This window comes from Blastopirellula marina, from assembly GCF_002967715.1.
In the GTDB taxonomy this organism is placed as follows: Bacteria; Planctomycetota; Planctomycetia; order Pirellulales; family Pirellulaceae; genus Bremerella; species Bremerella marina_B.
Map to the genome: position 1 here is coordinate 48,643 of NZ_PUIA01000035.1, position 15,809 is coordinate 64,451.

Below are 15,809 nucleotides of genomic sequence, written 5' to 3' on the forward strand. Positions count from 1 at the left end.
GTTACTACTCAGGCAGGTTGAAATCCTGGAGGACTATTCCACATCCAGAACTTCTTGGACATCTAGAATTACGACGATCTCCGAATCATTTCGGTAAACGCCTTTGAAGTAACGACCATCCGCTCCCGAAACATTCGCAGGGGCAGGGCAGATGCTGTCACTCGTGATGGAAATAATATCGGCGATTCGATCGACCCAGAGGCCGATCGATTCATCACCGGATCTGACGATCAGATTCCGGCTTTGAGGGGTGACCTCTGCCAGGCTGAACCCGAGGATGCGTCGCAGATCAATCACCGTGGCGACATCGCCTCGCAGATTGATCACGCCACGTACATGCTCCGGAGCGTGAGGAATTTCAGTCAGTTCGAGATTGCGATTAATCTCTTGCACGTAATCGATTGGCAAGGCCAAGAGCAACTCACCGACGTAGAACGTGGCAAATTGAAGTTCGACTGCGGTCGATTTGGTTAGGGTTGTGACAGAGCTCATGACAGGCATCCTTCTAGCACTTCAGGCTTGCTATGCGAACCTTTGCGATTGGTCTTCTTAGGACTCAACAGTCGCCAAACGGCTGACATGACGCGTTCGCGATCCATTTTGATTTGGTAATCATCAACGCCTGCTTCTACGCCGCGACGCTGGTCTTCGTCGCTGGCCAACGAGGTCAACGCGATGACAGGGAGGTGACAAGTATCAGAATTTGACTTGATCGTACGGGTAAGTTCGAAGCCATTCATAAATGGCATCTCGATATCCGTAATGACCAGATCCACCTTGTATTCTCCAGACTTCAGAAGTTCCCAGGCCTGGGCACCATCTTCTGCTTCGATGATGCTGAAGCCTTCGCTTTCCAAGTAGTCTTTGGCCTGCTTGCGGAAGAAGGACGAATCTTCAGCCAGCAAGATCTGGAACGGCGACTCTTCGTCGACAGTTACTTTCGGCTTTTCTGCGAACCACTTGGGATGGGCGGAGAAGGCCAACTCGTAGAGATCGACAATTCGGATGGTTTTGTCATCGACAACAATCGAGCCTGCGATACCTGGCTCGCGGAACGTGTTTCCATCGATCTCGGCAGCCACTTCACGAATGTCGTTCAACTCGGCGGCAATCAAGCCGACTTCGCGGCCATGGATCTGGAACACGACCACATGCACGTAATCCATTGCGGGACGTGGCTGAGCCTTGATGTGAGCTTCGATCGTAAGCAGCGGCAAAGACGTTCCGCGGTATTGCAGAAGTTCTTGTCCTCCGACGGTATCGATTTGCTCGGTTCGAATGCGTTCGATCCGCGAAATGAGGCTCATCGGCACGGCGAACTGTTCGGTAGGGGCATTGGTGAACATCAGTAGCGACTGGCGTTCGCTCGCGAGCGATGCATCGTCCTGGTGGTGTTCCTTGTTATTCTCCTGCTCGTGAGACCGCAGGTCGGTCTTGGCGGCAATCCCTGAGACATCGAGAATCGGAGCAACGTGCCCGTCACCCAGAATCGTCGCACCGGCGAGACATCCGCACGATTTGAGGTGACGTCCCAGTGGCTTGACAACGATTTCTTCCGAATCGTCAATTTCGTCGACGATCAAGCCATAACGGAATTGACCACTTTCGACGACGACGATTTGACGAGCTCCTTCGCTGTCACTCTTTTCTTTCGCATCAGCAAAGTTCATTGCCTGATCGAGGTCGACCAGCGGCAGCAACGAGCCACGCAAACGCAGAACGCGGGCACCTTTGACCCGGCTGATACGCTGCGAAGACTCACTCGCACGAACGCGAACCAATTCCACAATATTGACTTGTGGAATCGCAAAACGGCGATTGCAACTGCGAATCAGCATCGATGGAATAATAGCCAGAGTTAGCGGCAAGGTGATCTGAACGGAGGTCCCTTGGCCGAGCGTCGATTCGATATCGACCGAACCGCCGATCTTTTCGATGTTGGTGCGAACGACGTCCATCCCCACACCACGACCGCTCACGTCGCTGATCTTCTCAGCGGTCGAGAAGCCAGGATGAAAGATCAGCCACACCGCCTCGCGGTCTGACATCTGTGAGGCGCGTTCGGCTGTGATGATCCCTTTGGAGACCGCCTTTTCTTTGAGGCGGTTGGTATCAATACCACCACCGTCGTCGCAAATATCGATACGAACCTTGCCAGCTTGATGATAGGCCCGAAGCGTAACCGTGCCGGCAGGCTCCTTTTGAGTGGACATCCGCTTCTCAGGCATCTCGATCCCATGATCGACCGAGTTTCGCACCATGTGCGTCAGCGGGTCGCCGATCGCTTCAATAATCGTCTTGTCGACTTCCACCTCGCCACCCTCCATGACGACGTTACATTGCTTGCCCAGCTTGGCAGAAAGATCGCGTACAACGCGTGGGAACTTGTTGAAGACGTTACCAATCGGCTGCATGCGGGTCTGCATGATGGCTTCCTGCAACTCGCTGGTCACTTGATCCAGGCGAGCCGCAACCGCTTGCATGCTGGTTCCGTCGGCATTGTTCACGGTTTGCAGAAGCTGATTTCGTCCCAGTACCAATTCACCGGCCAGGTTCATCAGGCGATCCAACACACCCACTTGCACGCGGATGCTGGATTCCACTTGAGATGTTGCTTGCGATCGCTGAGCGACTGCGGTTTCCTTCAATGGTTCATCGGCTGGAAGACTTTTGTCGGCAGTCTCGGATGGAGCGGCAATTTTATCTACGATGGCATCCGAATCATCCGACTGGTGATCTGTCGACGCCTGGGCAGACGAGTAAGCACCGTCCCCTTCGAAGATTTCATTCAGCAAGATGACATGGGCCGAAACATCGACTGCGTTCGAGTTCTCGATATCGTTGATCAGGCCAGAGAGGGCATCCGCCCCTTTCAGCATGACATCGACGATCTGAGAATTGGGGGTCAATTCCTTGGTTCGCATCTTGCCAAGCACGTTCTCCAACGCATGGGCCAACTCGTTGACTCTCACGAGTCCCATAAATCCTGCAGCACCTTTGATCGAATGAATGGCGCGGAAGACCTTGTTCACAAGGTCCACGTCAATGTTGGCACCATTGGCTTCGATCTCGAGCAACTGCCCCTCGACATCGGCGAGATGTTCTCTCGACTCGGTTACAAATTCAGCTAAAAGTGCAGGGTCGTCGAACGGCATCAGCGTTCCTTTCCAAACTTACGGGTATTCGGTTGCAATGATTTAGGTTGCTGAGGTGTGCAAGTGAGAAATCGCACATTAATCGGGAAGCCAAATACGGCTTGACGTAACCAGCCTTTGCCGGTTTTACCGATTACAAGAAAGTTGCGTTCAGCCGATCAAAAGTACGACTTCCGCGATCCACTGCCCTCGAACTAGACGGTTACCTCAAAGGTGGCAAACGCAGCTTCAATGGCATTGACGTCGAGATAAACAGAATCCTCTTCCAATAACGGACCGCTGGACATGGCCGAGCGAAATAGTTGCAACTCGGTTTGCAACTGATATGGTTCGAGGGCTCCGATATCGACCAGAACCTGGGCCAGTGGCGTGGTTCGCTCGGTCTGAAGAGCCAATAGATCTCGAATGTCTGCTTCGGTCAGTATTCCCAGTTGAATTGCCAGTTGCCCAAACGACTCGTTCGTCACACTTTGCAGACTTAAGACCTGGAATACATCTCGCATGCTCAAACAGCGGGTTTCAATAGCCAGTGAACCGATCTGGGGACGAGTTTCCAACTGTCGCGAAACAGCTTGGATGAACTGTGGGCCAGTAATACTTTCCTTACGGAGCAGATAGAGTCCGAAGTGCATGACGATGGTCCTTGACTGTCTGCCGCCTGACACTCAGTTCGATGAGGGTAGGCAACGAAGGGGCTTACATAAAGCTTGTGATCACTTCCCTCCCAAGCAACCAAAACAGAAATGGAATTCTTCGAACACCACACATCGATCAACACTCGTGTTCCGGATTTAACGGTTATCTCCCCTCTGACGCCCTACTGGCAGGCTCATCATTAGCTACTTTGTAAAGTTTTGTAATTGGCCCCGCGTTGCTAACAGCGTCCTGCTTGTATTCTTACAATGGGAACCTATGGAAGAGATCAACGCCTATCACGAAGCCGGACATGCCTTGCTTGCCATTCTTGTGGGGGCTCGTGTTCGTCACGTTTCGCTGATCCCCGATTGGGATGACGGCCCCGATCGATTTGCCGAGATTCAAGTCGAATGGCCACTCGATCGGTTCACGCCCCGAGAGCTACACCAGAAGATGATCATGGTCGCATTGGCTGGACCCGTCGCGGAAATGATTCACACTGGCGATCCCTACCATCCTGGACTGGTCAGTGAGTGGGCGTCGGACTGGCAAGCTGCCTGGCAATCGGCGACCAAAATTATTCCCGACCAACAGCAACGTATGACATTTCTCGAACGTGCCACCAAGCAGATCTACGAGTTAATATCGCAAGATCACCACTGGGCGGCCCTGGCGGCAATTGTCGACGACCTGGTAGCCCACGAGACTCTCGATGGAGACCAGGTCGAAGAAATCGTTCAGACATGGCTTTGATAATGGTTCCCCTGAAGGGATCTCATTCATCGATTCTTCTCGAACTCCCTCGTAAATGGGCGTGGTTCCTGACATTCCGGGATGGTAAAGTGATGGTATTGCGTGTTTTACAGTAACAAGTGAACATTCGCCCACGACGACTACCAGGAGCCTCATCAATGATCCGGGCACTTCTCTGCGGATTGATTGGTATCACCATACTGACTTCTCATCCGAGTTCTGGCTTCGCCCAATTCCGCGAACTCACCAAGCGCATTCCCGATGGTGCGAATGCAATCTTCTTTGTCGATGTGAACAAGCTGCAGAATAGCCCACTGGGCAAGGATCATAATTGGCGAGAAAAGCAGGAAGAGGCTTTCGAAGCCGGTATCGAAGCGATTCCTCCGCAAGCCAATACGTTTGTTGCCGCAGCCAAGCTTGACTTGGAAACCAAGCATCCAGAATGGCAAGTGGGCCTGATGGATCTGAAGTACGATCCCTCGCTGCCTAAAGTTGCCGTCCGCTATCAAGGCACCACCGACTTCATCTCGGAGCGATCTGTCGCGATTCTTCCGGGGGACATTTATGTCGTCAAGTTCATGGAGAACATCGTTGGATACGGAACGCCAGCGACGCGTCAGGACGTGGCTCTCTGGATCACACGTTACTACGACAATTCCCTGCGTGGCTTAAGTGAGTATCTTGCCGAAGCACAAACGTTTGCTGACGCAGGCTCTCCTATTATCGTGGCACTCGATCTGACACACGTCGTGTCTCCCCAAATCGCGCGCAATCGCCTCGATTCTCTGGAAACACTCAAAGGGCGAAAGGTAGATCTGGATCAACTAGCCAAGGTATTGGCGAGTGTTCGTGGTATCTCGTTGGGGGTAACTGTCCAACAATCGATGACCGGTGCCGTGAAAGTTGACTTCAGTGAAGACGTTTCTATTCTCAAAGATTTCGCCAAACCGCTGCTGCTTGAAATCCTCGGCAAACAGGGAATGATGATCGACGAGATCGATTCGTGGGAAGTAACGGTCAGCAATAATCGCGTTCAATTAACGGGCCCCCTCTATGCGAGTGGACTTCGTCGTATTTTCAGCCTTGTCGATGCGCCACCTTCGCTGCAAGAGGCTCGACAAAAGGCCACTAAGACCGGAGACAACTCGGAAGCCGATGAACAAAAGGATTTAACCATCGCGGCCTCGCAAATCTATTACAAGTCGGTTGTTTCCCTATTAGATGAGCTACGCACTCAAAAGAAAGGGCGTCAGACGATGGGGCAAATCAGCGTATGGTTCGACAAGTATGCTCGCAAGATCGATCGCCTGCCGATCGCCAACGTTGACGCTGATCTTCTAAGCTACGGCCGTTATGTTTCCGAGAGTCTGCGGACTGGGCAATCAGAAGTCATCGATGCGGCGGCACGTAGTCGCATTCGTCAGAACGAAGTGCCTGAGCAGTATGACGTGACGACCTACTCCGCTCCGATCGGGGCCAACTGGGCTGGTCAATATAGCTGGAACGGTTGGGAAGCAACCCCAGACTGGCAGCGTACCGGTTCGATGATGTCGAATGTTCGCATGGAAGAACAAATCAAAGGGGCAAAATCGGCGAACGACGTCATGCGTGACATTGACAATGCCACGGCAGATATTCGTCGTCATATGACACAGAAGTACGGCGTCGAATTCTAGCCGTTTGTCGCTTACATCTTGATCGAGGGAACTTATGGAATCGCGACATTCTATTGCGTGGGCCTTGCTGTTAGCGTGTACTTGGTTAAGTACACTGCTGATATTACCCCTGGGCGGTTGCTCTTCCCCGAACGAGTATCAGCCGCCACCTCCCGTCGAGGTAACCGTCGCTCTTCCCTTTGTGCACGACGTTACGATCTACATGGAGGAAACAGGCACCACCGAAGCGGTCGAACGCGTCGAAATCAATGCCCGCGTTGAAGGGATCATTGAAGACGTGTTATTCGAACCCAACGACGAAGTGGAGAAGGACCAGGTTCTTTTTCAACTCGAACGCCGCCGTTACGTGGCAGCCCGCGATATGGCTCAGGCAGAACTGGACGCCAAGAAGGTCGATCGCGAAAAAGCCAAAATCGAGTTCAATCGCCAAACGGAGTTATTCGCGAAGAAGGCAACGCCTGAAACTACTCTCGTCGCCGCGAAGGCGGAGCTGGACGGTTCCGAAGCTGCTGTATTGGCCGCCGAAGCGAAGCTTGATAACGCTCAGTTGGACCTGGATTACACGGAAGTGCGTTCCCCGATTAAGGGTCGCGTGGGCAAAGCACTGGTTAAGAAGGGGAACCTTGTTACTGGCCAGCCATCGACTCATCTAACCACCGTTATTTCCTACGATCAGATCTACGCGAACTTTTCGATTAGCGAACGGGCCTACTTGGAATTCCTTGACAAAGAGACTCGCGAAGAACGAAAGAGCCATTCCGACATGGTCCCTCTATATCTTGCTCGGGCGACCGATACCACATTTCCTTTCCGCGGCAGCTTCAACTTCGCGGATCTGGCGGTCGACAAAAGCACCGGTACGTTTGCAGTACGAGGGATTTTCCCAAATCCCAATTTAAAAATCGCGCCTGGCTTGTTCGTCCGGATTCGTGCTCCTGTCGAGCAAAGGAAGGACGCTTTGCTCGTTCCAGAAAGCTCCACGGGATTTGATCAAGCTGGCAGCTATTTGCTGGTCGTCGATGCCAACAATACGGTGCAGCGCCGCGATATCACCTTGGGCAACAAGTTTGGTCCGATGGTAGTGGTTGCCGACGGCTTGAAAGCAGACGAGCTCATTGTTGTCGATGGAGTTCAGCGATCACGGCCAGGGGCAGTTGTTTCTCCCCAGAAACAAACATTGACGATGGACGAGTCGCTGCTGAATCCATTCGCTGAACAACCACCGCACGAAGACGAAATGCCCAAATCTTCTGAAGAAGCGAAACCGGAGACTGCTGATCCAGCAGCAGCCAATCCTTCGTCCTAATCTTCAATTATTCCTAACTCATCGGTCGACGCATGTCTCGTTTCTTCATCTATCGCCCGATCTTCGCAACCGTCATATCGATCGTTATTGTGCTGGCCGGTGCCGTGGCACAAACGACGCTTCCGGTCGCCAAGTTCCCGGAAATCACCCCTCCGACCGTTCAAGTGACAGCCTTTTATCCCGGTGCTAACCCCCAGGTAATCGCCGAAACGGTAGCGGCCCCGATCGAACAAGAGGTAAACGGCGTTGAAAACATGTTGTACATGTCTTCAACGTGTGCCGACGACGGTTCCTATTCGCTGAACGTCACGTTTCAAACAGGAACCGATATGGACATGGCGACGGTGCTTGTGCAAAACCGTGTCGCGATCGCCAATCCCAAGTTGCCTGAAGACGTAAGACGACAAGGGGTCACGACCAAAAAACAGTCGACCCAGATCGTGCAGTTCATTACGTTGACATCGGATAACCCGAATCACGACAGCCTCTTCCTCAGTAACTATGCCACGATCAACCTGCGAGATCAGCTAGGACGACTCGATGGGGTTGGCTCGCTTAACATCTTTGGAGCGGCTGACTACAGCATGCGAGTCTGGCTAGATCCAGATCGCTTGCAAGCCCGGAATCTAACGACCGAGGATGTTATTGCCGCGATTCGAGAGCAGAACGTGCAAGTGGCCGCAGGTCGCGTTGGTGAACCACCCACTTCCAACGACACATCCTTTCAAATGGTGATTAACACTAAAGGTCGTCTGGAAGAGGCGTCTCAGTTTGGTGACCTGATTCTTAAGACGGGGGGCAATGGATCAGGCATTACTCGCCTGCGAGATCTTGCCACCGTCGAACTTGGTGCTAAGAGTTATAACTTTCAGGCAACGTTCAACGGATCTCCTTGTGCGGCCATAGCCGTTTATCAGCTTCCTGGTGCGAATGCACTCGACCTTGCCGCGGCGGTCAAAGCCAAGATGGACCAGATGTCTGGTAATTTTCCGGAGGGGATGAAATTCTCGATTCCCTTCGACACCACACGATTCGTCGAAGCTTCGATTATGGAAGTCTACTCGACGCTCTTTGTAGCCGTGCTGCTAGTTGTGCTGGTGATCTTTATTTTTCTTCAAGATTGGCGAGCCACCCTCGTTCCTACTGCAGCCATCCCGGTAGCCTTGATCGGTACCTTCGCCGTGATGGCCGGGCTCGGCTTTTCGATCAACATGCTAACGCTGTTTGGAGTTGTGCTGGCGATTGGGATCGTGGTCGACGACGCGATCGTTGTCGTCGAGAATTCTGCCCGGCATATCGACAATGGACTTTCCTCCAAGGATGCCGCCGTCAAAGCGATGGACGAAATCACTGGCCCTGTGATCGCCACCACGCTGGTGCTGCTGGCCGTGTTTGTTCCGACGGCATTCATGGGTGGTATCGTGGGACAGATGTATCGTCAGTTCGCCCTGACGATATCCGCGGCCGTCGCGATCAGCACGGTGAACGCACTTTCCTTGAGCCCTGCATTGTGCGGGCTGCTGCTCAGGCCGAGCGAAGAAACCAAGCGAAGAGGTGAGTTCATACCACGCACGGTTATCGCATTGTTGCTTGCCATTTTAGCCTGCTGGCTGGCTTACCGCTTCTTATCCGGAATGGGTATGACCTCCTGGGCAGTTGTGATTGGTGCCCCGATCGTCGCGGCACTCGCCGGCTGGTTTTGCGCGGCTCTACTCAATCGATTGCTGCGTGGGTTCTTCGACGGCTTCAACTATGTCTTCGATCATACAACCAATGGCTACAAGGGCATTGTCAGCGGCCTGGTCCGACGAATTGCTGTCGCGATGATTCTCTTTGTCGTGCTCCTGGCAATCACCGGTTATGGGCTCCGGTCGATTCCGACCGGATTCGTTCCTTTGGAAGATCAAGGGTACGCATTCGCCAACATTCAGTTGCCAGATGCCGCCTCGCTTTCACGCACGGAAGAAGTTCTTCGCGAAATTGATGGCATCGTTCGCGAGACGCCAGGAGTCGCGGACTGGGTTTCGATTTCGGGGTATTCCATCTTAAGTGGGACGGCCGGCTCTAATAGTGGTCTTGTGGCCATCGTCTTCGACCCGTGGGAAGATCGCCAAACGCCAGGCCTCAGTCAGATGGCCATCCTGGGAGGGCTCCAGAAACGTCTTTCTCAGCTCAAAAAGGCCAACGTGGTTGTCTTTCCTCCTCCGCCGATAGACGGGCTGGGAAATGCCAGTGGCTTTCAGATGCAGATTCAAGACGTGGGCGGGGCTGGGCTAACTACATTGCAAACCATGGCCGATGAAATGGTTCGTGATGGGAACGCCCAGTCGGGACTAACTCGCGTGAACACCACATTCAGGGCTGATGTTCCACAGCTCTACGCCGATATCGACCGTACCAAGGTCAAGAGTCTGGGTATTCCTTTGAATTCTGTCTTCGAGACGATGCAGGCCTTCATGGGATCGGCGTACGTGAACGACTTCAACAGATTTGGACGAACCTGGCAAGTTCGTGTGCAGGCAGATCAAAGCTTTCGTATCGAGGCCGAGGACTTGCTTCGTCTCCAGGTTCGCAACAACCAAGGTGAGATGATTCCCTTGGGAACGTTTACAACAGTCGAGCGAACGGTTGGCCCGCAGATCATCCAGCGTTACAACCTTTATCCGTCTGCGCAAATCAATGGCGAACCGGCACCAGGGTATAGTTCAGGACAGGCGATCAACTTGATGGAACAGATGGCCGCCAACAAGTTTCCTCGCTCAATCTCTTACGAATGGACAGGCATGTCCTACCAAGAGAAGCTGCTGAGCGATTCCGATTCCCTTACCGAGAACCCGACATTCATTCTCGTTCTTTCGATTTGTCTCGTCTTCTTGGTCCTGGCGGCGCAATATGAAAGCTGGACCAGCCCTATGGCTGTGATCGCGGTCGTGCCCCTTGCGGCACTCGGGGTTGTGGTCGCCCTGTTAAGCCGCGGAGCCGACAACAACGTCTATACACAGATCGGCCTGGTGCTGTTGGTAGCCCTGGCGAGCAAGAATGCAATCCTCATTGTGGAATTCGCTGCCGAGCAGCGACGCGATGGCAAAGGCTTATTCGATTCGGCGATTGAAGCGGCGACGCTTCGATTTCGCGCTATTCTTATGACTGCCTTCTCATCGATTTTAGGTTTTTTGCCTCTTTTAATCGCTTCAGGGGCAGGGGCCGCAAGCCGACAAGCGGTGGGCAATGCCGTCGTCGGAGGCATGATCGCGGCCACCGTTTTCTCGCTTGCTTTCGTGCCTTCCTTTTTTGTTATATTCCGTGGACTTGGCGAATGGCTGAGTCCCTCGAAAGATACGTCTACTCCACCTGCTTCCTAGGAACGCGAGATCGTTACAATCACCGCGCGCTGGAAGTACGTTTGTAAGCTGAAAAGCCATGGGGGTTCGAGATGTCTGCGCATCTGACATCTGATGATATGGGAAAAGAGATTCGATTCTCTCTTTTGTTGGCTTCGCTCCTTATCGCGGTGGTCGTCGCACCTCTCTTGGAAGCAACGCGACTAGGGGACCTGATTCAGCTTAGCTGTCTAACACTCGTCTTTGTTGCGGCAGTTTTCATTAACTGGCAGCACCGAATGAAGCTCTGGTTGTTCGCAATTGCGGCAGTCATTTCGCTTGTGCTGCATTGGCTCACCCTATTCTTTCCCGATGATAGTCTTTCCATCCTTCGCTATATCGCAGGTTTTTTCTTTCTCGGGTTCACGGCCGCGATGTTGCTTAAGTCCATCATTGGCCGCGATGAAGTTACCCCAAATGCCATTCTCGGTTCAATCTGTGTTTATCTCCTTCTGGGGCTAATGTGGGCCTTGGGATATTCGGCATTGACGGTCTTTGAAGAGGCCCCCTTCCATCTTCCAGAAACAACTTCTAGCACTGCTGGCGATCCCCCGAGCCTGGCCACGTTGCTTTACTTTAGCTTCGTGACGATGTCGACCCTTGGCTATGGTGACATTACTCCGCAGTCTGATTTGGCGCGAACCCTGACCTGGACCCAATCGGTCACGGGGCAGTTCTATCTTGCCGTGTTAGTTGCTCGCTTGGTCAGTGCCATGCCCAGGCAGGAACGATCAGAGAGCACCAAAGTCGTAGAGCAGTAGCTGTCCCATTCGGCGAAATGGAGGAAGCGTTCGACTGAGCCGAAATGCCGTACGCGACCAGAAACCAGCCCGCTGTAGGTACTCGGGCAAACCGCTGGTGTTCTCCTCCTGCAAGCGTAAATGCGGTATCTCTGTTTCAAGTTGCCTGGGATCATCGACAAACCAGTTCAATGTTTCCTGGGTTTGCCGCATGATCGGCAACTGATTCAACCATATCACGCCCCATCGATTGTAGGCATCAAAAGCAATCTGACCGGAAGTGAAGTGGGCGACCAGGTTCGACAGAAACCTGATTGCCGCCTCCTTCGAAAAGTAGGGCAGAACACCTTCCGCTACCACGATCGTAGGCACATCAATCGGGATTTGCTGCAACCAGCCGTCTTCCAAGATATCGACACCAATCAGGTGGCACCCTGGTCGCTCTTCATAGATTCTCTCACGAAGTGAAATGACTTCCGGATAATCAATTTCCCACCACGCCACCCCTTCTGCGGGATTTACTCGCAAACAGCGGCTATCCAGCCCACATCCCACGTGAATGACATTGGCACACCTGTTTTCTCTGAGAAATGCTTCCGTCCACAGGTCGAGTGCTTTGGCGCGAATAGCCAACGCGACGATCGCGTTTCGAGAAAGCTTGAATCTTGAGAAGTCGAAGTCGATCTCCTCTGCCGCTTTGACTGCGTATCGATCATTCAAAATAGAATCGTGGCACTCACTCTCGACGGCTTTCGCATGAAGCGTAATCAAAAGAGTCTTCTGCAGATTCGTCAGAGAGATCGGATGCTTGGGATTCACGAAGAACCAGTTGGGAAACAGTTTGGTTTGGAGTACGATTGTTCCTAACCTACCTTAGCGTATTTGTCTGCGCTGGCGACCCACTTCATGCCTGAAATCACCCCTTGTCTTTAAAGGTCTGACATGAAATCAATCACGAAGATGCTCCTTGCATGCTGCGTTGCACCTCTGGTTTTCCTGTTCGTCGCAGAAACCAAGGCCGCCGAGCAGTCGAGGCCGAACATTCTGTTCCTGTTCACCGACGACCAGGCCCCATGGGCGCTCGAAGCAGCAGGACACCCTCACGCGGTGACTCCGAACATGGACACCCTGGTTAAGCAGGGTGCCTATTTGACCAACGCATTTACCGTGACACCGGTGTGCAGCCCCTCTCGTGCATCGTTAATCTCTGGGAGGTATGGTTCGGAGCTAGGCATCACGGATTGGATACATCCCAATCGCGAACCGGAGCTAGGTCTACCCACCGCTACCACAACCTGGGTTCAGTTGTTGCAAAAAGCCGGCTACCACACCGGCCTCGTCGGCAAGTGGCACCTGGGAACGCCTGACTCCATGCATCCCACCAAATTCGGTTACGACTACTTCATGGGCTTCCGCACCGGAGGCGCACCGACCAAGAACCCGACACTCGAGAAGAACGGCCAGAACCAAAAGATCGAAGGGCTGACAACCGATATCCTGACCGACCATGCCTTGGAGTTTCTCAGCAATGCTCCAGCCGACAAACCGTTCTGTTTGTCGCTCCATTATCGTGCACCCCATACGGCCTGGCTTCCTGTTGCCGACGAAGACTGGGCCCCATTTGCCGACCTTGATCCGACCATCCCTAACCCGGACTACCCGAACCTGGATGTTCCACGGGTTAAAAAGATGACACGTGAATATCTGGCCAGCGTCGCCGGCGTCGATCGCAACGTGGGTCGAATCTTACAGCTGCTAAAGGACAAACATCTCGTTGATAATACGGTCGTGATTTTCTCGAGCGATCATGGCTATAACATGGGACATAACGGGATTTGGCACAAAGGAAACGGACACTGGGTGCTGACCAAGAATCCACCAGCGACCCAGAATATCCCCAACGGCCAACGCCCGAACATGTACGATAACTCGATCCGCGTCCCTACCATTATTCGCTGGCCGGGAACGATCAAGCCAGGTATCAAGATCGAACAAACCGTTTCTAATCTCGATTGGTTTCCGACTTTGTTGGAAATGGCAGGCGTCGAGCTTCCCTCTGATCTCAATATCCACGGAGAGAGCATTGTTCCGCTTCTGAAAGAGAAGAATGTGGATTGGGACAACGACTTTTATGCCGAGTATAGCACCAAGCATCAGTCACACACCCATATGCGGATGATTCGCACGCCAGAGTGGAAGTTGATTCGCGATTTCTTGAATGAAGGTCGCGATGAACTTTACCACTTAACCGATGATCCTGCGGAGGCGAATAACTTGATCAATGCGGATACACCCGAGGTCAAGTCCATCATCAAGACGCTCGACGCGAAGATTCTTGACAACATGAAGGCGATTAACGATCCCGTTCTGGCTTCCGCATCTGCCCGATAATTGGCAGCCAATCATCCGGCTGGCTCATGAAAAAAGGGGACCCTTGTGGGTCCCCTTTTCTATTGGCATCTACCGTTTCAGCTTGGCTATTGAGCCGGTTGGCTGCTGTCCTGCTCTGGCTCAGGCAGTCGAACCATCAGCCATGTCTGGGTTTCCTTTTCTCCGAAATGAACCAAAGCGGTCGCTTCGTCTTTCGTCAAGTTGTAGATCCCGGTTTCCATGACGATATCCTGGTTCTTGCCGTCAGCAAACTGCCAGGCAGCCCGCTGTGTCTTTTGGTCGACCATACCCTGAAGCGGTCGATCTTCGCCAGTGATGTCATTGTAAAACGTTCCCGCGATGATCCCTTCCTTACTCACCGCCAGTTGCACCATCATCCCGGTATCGGTTGCCGATTCTTCGGCAATTGCGAAGACACCCAGTGGCATCCATTCGACCTTTTCCTCATCGAGATTCTCAGGCACACTTTCGGCAATGTTAACTGCCTGGGTGTAGTACTGATCGGCCGACGCATACTGCTGATCGTTCACGTAGACATAGTTGTCACGATAGACCACGGTGGTGCCATAATCATACGTATAGGGCTGAGGCCACGCCGCCCAAGTAAACCACGTTCCAAAAGCGGCCCATGCCGCTGGACGCCAGCACCAACCATTGGGATACCGATTCCACGAGTTGTGCCAATGCCAATCATGACCGTGGTGATAACCGCCATCCCACCAATCTCGATTGAAGGGACGGCGATCATGATCGATGTTGGTCCACTTGTTGCGAATGTTGTTGATATTGTTTTCGCGATTACCAATGTTGACATTAATATTGTTGCGGTCGCCCCCACCAATATTCACTTTGTCACCACCGCCGATATTGATCCCGTCACCGCCGCCCGGGCGATTTGGCAATCGATCGCCGACATTGGGGCGATCACCCACATTTGGCCGATCTCCAATATTAGGACGATCACCCACGTTCGGCCGATCTCCAATATTGGGACGATCACCTACGTTCGGGCGGTCTCCAATATTGGGACGATCGCCCGTTCCCGGGCGGTTCGGGAAGCGGTCGCCGCTGCCACCACCAGGCGTTCCTGGAAGATCGAGGAAGTCTTTCAGATCATTTTTGCTGGGACGCGAGAAGCCCGAATCGCTTCCTCCAGGGCGGGTGAAGCTTGGACGATCACCCGTGCCTGGTCGATCGAAACTGGGACGATTGCCATCTCCACTTCCTGGACGTGTAATACCTGGGCGGTTGCTGTCGCCACTCCCAGGCCGCGTGACTCCAGGACGATTCGCACTATCTCCGCTGCCAGGACGAGTGATGCCTGGTCGATTGTTGCTGGAACCACTTCCCGGCGTCGTAATACTGGGACGAGTCGCTCCTCCGGTACTTGGCCGTGAAATGCTCGGCGTGCTTCCGGTCGATGGACGACTAATTGTAGGCCGACTCGATGTCGGTCGATTTACCGAGGGAGTACTGATCGACGGACGGCTCGGCGATGGAGAGGGACGGCTGATCGATGGAGATGGTCGACTTACCGAAGGAGATGGTCGACTAACGGAAGGTCGGCTCATTGAGGGCGTATGACCGCCACCACTGGGACGCGAGATCGAATGACCGCCGCCACCTCCGCCAATGGATCTTCCTCCGCCACCACCACCGCCACGTCCACCACGAGCGTAAGCGTCGCCGACAACCAGCGAGCCGATCATGGCTGCTACAACCAATGTCGTTAACTTTGTCTTCATAGGACTATCCTTGCGCGTTGAGTTGTG

The 15,809-nt window shown here is 53.3% G+C and carries 11 protein-coding genes; 6 read left to right on the forward strand and 5 right to left on the reverse strand.

The annotated features are described in order from the left end of the window. Positions 1 to 33 precede the first annotated feature (33 nt). The 3 genes from C5Y96_RS10090 to C5Y96_RS10100 all read right to left on the reverse strand — a co-directional run bounded on the left by C5Y96_RS10090 (position 34) and on the right by C5Y96_RS10100 (position 3,787). Positions 34 to 492 carry a chemotaxis protein CheW gene (locus tag C5Y96_RS10090; protein WP_158261167.1) on the reverse strand — a complete coding sequence of 153 codons (459 nt, stop codon included), beginning with the start codon at positions 490 to 492 and terminating at the stop codon, positions 34 to 36. Beyond that, a complete protein-coding gene (locus C5Y96_RS10095; RefSeq protein WP_105352721.1) occupies positions 489 to 3,155 on the reverse strand; it encodes a chemotaxis protein CheW in 2,667 nt (888 codons plus the stop codon). The genes C5Y96_RS10090 and C5Y96_RS10095 overlap by 4 nt, the downstream gene beginning before the upstream one ends. Positions 3,156 to 3,349: 194 nt before the next feature. Continuing rightward, a complete protein-coding gene (locus C5Y96_RS10100) occupies positions 3,350 to 3,787 on the reverse strand; it encodes a hypothetical protein (protein ID WP_105352723.1) in 438 nt (145 codons plus the stop codon). A 280-nt stretch (positions 3,788 to 4,067) separates the two neighbouring features. Here C5Y96_RS10100 and C5Y96_RS10105 point away from each other — a divergent pair, with 280 nt between their 5' ends. The 5 genes from C5Y96_RS10105 to C5Y96_RS10125 all read left to right on the forward strand — a co-directional run bounded on the left by C5Y96_RS10105 (position 4,068) and on the right by C5Y96_RS10125 (position 11,667). Beyond that, a complete protein-coding gene (locus C5Y96_RS10105; protein WP_105352726.1) occupies positions 4,068 to 4,544 on the forward strand; it encodes a hypothetical protein in 477 nt (158 codons plus the stop codon). A 158-nt stretch (positions 4,545 to 4,702) separates the two neighbouring features. Further along, positions 4,703 to 6,220, forward strand: coding sequence for a hypothetical protein (locus C5Y96_RS10110; protein ID WP_105352729.1), 1,518 nt, complete (start codon positions 4,703 to 4,705; stop codon positions 6,218 to 6,220). Positions 6,221 to 6,254: 34 nt separating this feature from the next. Continuing rightward, entirely contained in the window at positions 6,255 to 7,526 is a 1,272-nt protein-coding gene (locus C5Y96_RS10115; RefSeq protein ID WP_105352731.1) for an efflux RND transporter periplasmic adaptor subunit, read from the forward strand. 32 nt (positions 7,527 to 7,558) lie between these two features. Beyond that, positions 7,559 to 10,888: an efflux RND transporter permease subunit gene (locus C5Y96_RS10120; protein WP_105352733.1), complete on the forward strand. Its 3,330-nt coding sequence runs from the start codon at positions 7,559 to 7,561 to the stop codon at positions 10,886 to 10,888. Positions 10,889 to 10,959: 71 nt separating this feature from the next. Continuing rightward, positions 10,960 to 11,667 carry an ion channel gene (locus C5Y96_RS10125; RefSeq protein ID WP_105352735.1) on the forward strand — a complete coding sequence of 236 codons (708 nt, stop codon included), beginning with the start codon at positions 10,960 to 10,962 and terminating at the stop codon, positions 11,665 to 11,667. Here C5Y96_RS10125 and C5Y96_RS10130 read toward each other — a convergent pair. Next, positions 11,638 to 12,465: a class I SAM-dependent methyltransferase gene (locus C5Y96_RS10130; RefSeq protein ID WP_158261168.1), complete on the reverse strand. Its 828-nt coding sequence runs from the start codon at positions 12,463 to 12,465 to the stop codon at positions 11,638 to 11,640. The genes C5Y96_RS10125 and C5Y96_RS10130 overlap by 30 nt on opposite strands. 123 nt (positions 12,466 to 12,588) lie before the next feature. On the opposite strand from C5Y96_RS10130, the gene C5Y96_RS10135 reads away from it, so the two are divergent. Beyond that, positions 12,589 to 14,037, forward strand: a complete 1,449-nt coding sequence (locus tag C5Y96_RS10135) for a sulfatase (RefSeq protein ID WP_105352739.1) — start codon at positions 12,589 to 12,591, stop codon at positions 14,035 to 14,037. Between the two features lie 86 nt (positions 14,038 to 14,123). On the opposite strand, the gene C5Y96_RS27065 is transcribed toward C5Y96_RS10135, so the two are convergent. After that, positions 14,124 to 15,782 carry a mu-protocadherin- cell-suface protein gene (locus C5Y96_RS27065; RefSeq protein ID WP_146115602.1) on the reverse strand — a complete coding sequence of 553 codons (1,659 nt, stop codon included), beginning with the start codon at positions 15,780 to 15,782 and terminating at the stop codon, positions 14,124 to 14,126. Positions 15,783 to 15,809 lie beyond the last annotated feature (27 nt).

What these genes read in the sequence shown, in the direction of transcription:
- C5Y96_RS10090 (WP_158261167.1), bottom strand. Translation starts at nt 492, where the DNA reads ATGAGCTCTGTCACAACCCTAACCAAATCGACCGCAGTCGAACTTCAA.
- C5Y96_RS10095 (WP_105352721.1), bottom strand. Translation starts at nt 3,155, where the DNA reads ATGCCGTTCGACGACCCTGCACTTTTAGCTGAATTTGTAACCGAGTCG.
- C5Y96_RS10100 (WP_105352723.1), bottom strand. Translation starts at nt 3,787, where the DNA reads ATGCACTTCGGACTCTATCTGCTCCGTAAGGAAAGTATTACTGGCCCA.
- C5Y96_RS10105 (WP_105352726.1), top strand. Translation starts at nt 4,068, where the DNA reads ATGGAAGAGATCAACGCCTATCACGAAGCCGGACATGCCTTGCTTGCC.
- C5Y96_RS10110 (WP_105352729.1), top strand. Translation starts at nt 4,703, where the DNA reads ATGATCCGGGCACTTCTCTGCGGATTGATTGGTATCACCATACTGACT.
- C5Y96_RS10115 (WP_105352731.1), top strand. Translation starts at nt 6,255, where the DNA reads ATGGAATCGCGACATTCTATTGCGTGGGCCTTGCTGTTAGCGTGTACT.
- C5Y96_RS10120 (WP_105352733.1), top strand. Translation starts at nt 7,559, where the DNA reads ATGTCTCGTTTCTTCATCTATCGCCCGATCTTCGCAACCGTCATATCG.
- C5Y96_RS10125 (WP_105352735.1), top strand. Translation starts at nt 10,960, where the DNA reads ATGTCTGCGCATCTGACATCTGATGATATGGGAAAAGAGATTCGATTC.
- C5Y96_RS10135 (WP_105352739.1), top strand. Translation starts at nt 12,589, where the DNA reads ATGAAATCAATCACGAAGATGCTCCTTGCATGCTGCGTTGCACCTCTG.
- C5Y96_RS27065 (WP_146115602.1), bottom strand. Translation starts at nt 15,782, where the DNA reads ATGAAGACAAAGTTAACGACATTGGTTGTAGCAGCCATGATCGGCTCG.